Source organism: Luteibacter sp. P4_E6 (assembly GCF_056401535.1).
In genome coordinates, this window is sequence record NZ_JBFUJE010000624.1 from 1 (window position 1) to 2,112 (window position 2,112).

A 2,112-nucleotide genomic window follows, 5' to 3' on the forward strand; every position below is an offset into this window, starting at 1 on the left:
GTGTGAAGCGCAGCAAGGTTTCCGGGAGCGCGCGGTGGAATGATACGGAGACGGCATATGCCAGCCTCAGCTGGCCGGTGAACCCGGCGGCCGCTTCGGTCACCACGGTTCGCGCGCTCTCCGCCCGCGCCAGGATCGCCTTGGCTTCGAGCAGGAAGAGTCGTCCCGGCTCGGTCAGCGCCACGCGGCGCCGGTTGCGGTCGAACAGGCGCACGCCGAGATCCGCCTCCAGGGCGAGAATCTGCTGCGACAGCGGTGGCTGCGAAATATGCAGGCGCTGGGCGGCCTGGGTGAAACTGAGGGTTTCCGCCACTTCCACGAAGTAGCGCAGCTGGCGCAGATCGAACATAGTCGATTTTCGTCTAAGTGAGCGGTGAAAGATATATTGGCGAGAATTTCCTAGGAAATCTATGATCCTCGTCGACCTACCAATCAACCCTCCCCCTGGGTCGGTAGGTCCCTCGCCCCGCATCGACGCTAAACACCGGTATCTGGCCTACCTCCCCCCCCGAGGCCCATGCCGAGGCGTCCTCTGCGGGGCGACTTTCTTTCTGGGCCTGCAAAATTGTGGGAGCCGATTCATCGGCGATCCCGCGGCAGCGGGCCGGGGTGCGGCGTTGTCGCCAGCACCCAATCGCCGATAAATCGGCTCCCACACAAGGCAAGAGCCGCAAAGTCAGAGCTTCGAAGTGAAGGCGCACTCGGTGCTGGCGCGGACGTGGCCTTCGTCGACACCGGGAGCCAGCTCGATCAACGCGAGGCCGTCCGGCGTGACGTCGAACACGGCCAGGTCGGTGATGATGCGGTCGACCACGCCTTTGCCTGTGAGCGGCAGGGTGCATTCGGTGAGGATCTTCGGCGTGCCGTCTTTCGCGGTGTGTTCCATGACCACGACCACGCGCTTCACGCCGGCGACSAGGTCCATCGCGCCGCCCATGCCCTTGACCATCTTGCCGGGCACCATCCAGTTGGCGATGTCGCCTTCGCCGGTGACCTGCATAGCGCCGAGGATCGAGATGTCGATGTGACCGCCGCGAATCATCGCGAAGGAGTCGGCGCTCGAAAAGTACGACGCGCCGGGCCGGGCGGTGACGGTCTGTTTGCCGGCGTTGATGAGGTCGGCGTCCACTTCCTCTTCGGTCGGGAAGGGGCCGATGCCTAGCAGGCCGTTCTCCGACTGCAGCCATACGTCCACGCCGTCGGGCAGGAAGTTGGCCACCAGCGTCGGCAAACCGATGCCAAGGTTCACGTAATCGCCGTTGCTCAGTTCCAGGGCGGCGCGCTGCGCCATCTGATCGCGATTCCAGGCCATGGTCAGGCTCCCTGTGCGCGCACGGTGCGCTGTTCGATGCGCTTGGACGGCGCGGGGTTATGCACGATGCGATCGACGTAGATGCCCGGCGTGTGAACCTGGTCCGGATCCAGCTCGCCTACTTCCACCATGATCTCGACCTCGGCGATGCAGACCTTACCGGCCGTGGCCGCCATCGGATTGAAGTTSCGRGCCGTCTTGCGATAGACGAGRTTGCCCGAGGGATCGGCCTTCCAGGCTTTCACCAGCGCCACGTCGGCCACGATGGAACGCTCCATCACGTACATGTTGCCGTCGAACTCGCGGGTTTCCTTGCCCTCGGCCACCTGGGTGCCGTAACCGGTGCGGGTGAAGAAGGCGGGGATGCCCGCGCCGCCGGCGCGCAGCTTCTCGGCAAGCGTTCCCTGCGGGGTGAACTCGACCTCGAGCTCACCGGCGAGGAACTGGCGTTCGAACTCCTTGTTCTCGCCCACATAGGAGGAAACCATCTTGCGGATCTGGCGGGTTGCCAGCAGCAGGCCGAGGCCCACGCCATCGATGCCGGCGTTGTTGGACACGGCAGTCAGGCCCGTGACCCCGGAGTCGCGAAGGGCCTCGATGAGAAGCTCGGGAATACCGCAGAGGCCGAAGCCGCCCACGGCGATAATCTGTCCGTCGGCCACGAGGCCGGCCAGGGCCTCACGGGCGCTGGCGACACGTTTGTCGCGCGAGTGCGACTTCACCTGGTTCATGCGTTGTCGAGTCCATCCGGGCGGTCCCGCCGCCGGTTCGCCCGCCATCATAGCCGAGCGCCATCACGT

At 65.0% G+C, this 2,112-nt stretch carries 3 protein-coding genes; all 3 read right to left on the minus strand.

Going from position 1 to position 2,112, the window contains the following annotated elements:
* A partial coding sequence (locus tag AC1DT2_RS21605; protein WP_477298642.1) for a LysR family transcriptional regulator occupies nucleotides 1–349 on the minus strand: 349 nt, incomplete at its 3' end.
* Between the two features lie 327 nt (nucleotides 350–676).
* Nucleotides 677–1,312 carry a CoA transferase subunit B gene (locus AC1DT2_RS21610; protein WP_063572471.1) on the minus strand — a complete coding sequence of 212 codons (636 nt, stop codon included), beginning with the start codon at nucleotides 1,310–1,312 and terminating at the stop codon, nucleotides 677–679.
* A 2-nt stretch (nucleotides 1,313–1,314) separates the two neighbouring features.
* The gene (locus AC1DT2_RS21615) at nucleotides 1,315–2,043 is read right to left on the minus strand and encodes a CoA transferase subunit A (protein ID WP_477298645.1); all 729 of its coding nucleotides are present in this window, start codon (nucleotides 2,041–2,043) and stop codon (nucleotides 1,315–1,317) included.
* Nucleotides 2,044–2,112: the final 69 nt, after the last annotated feature.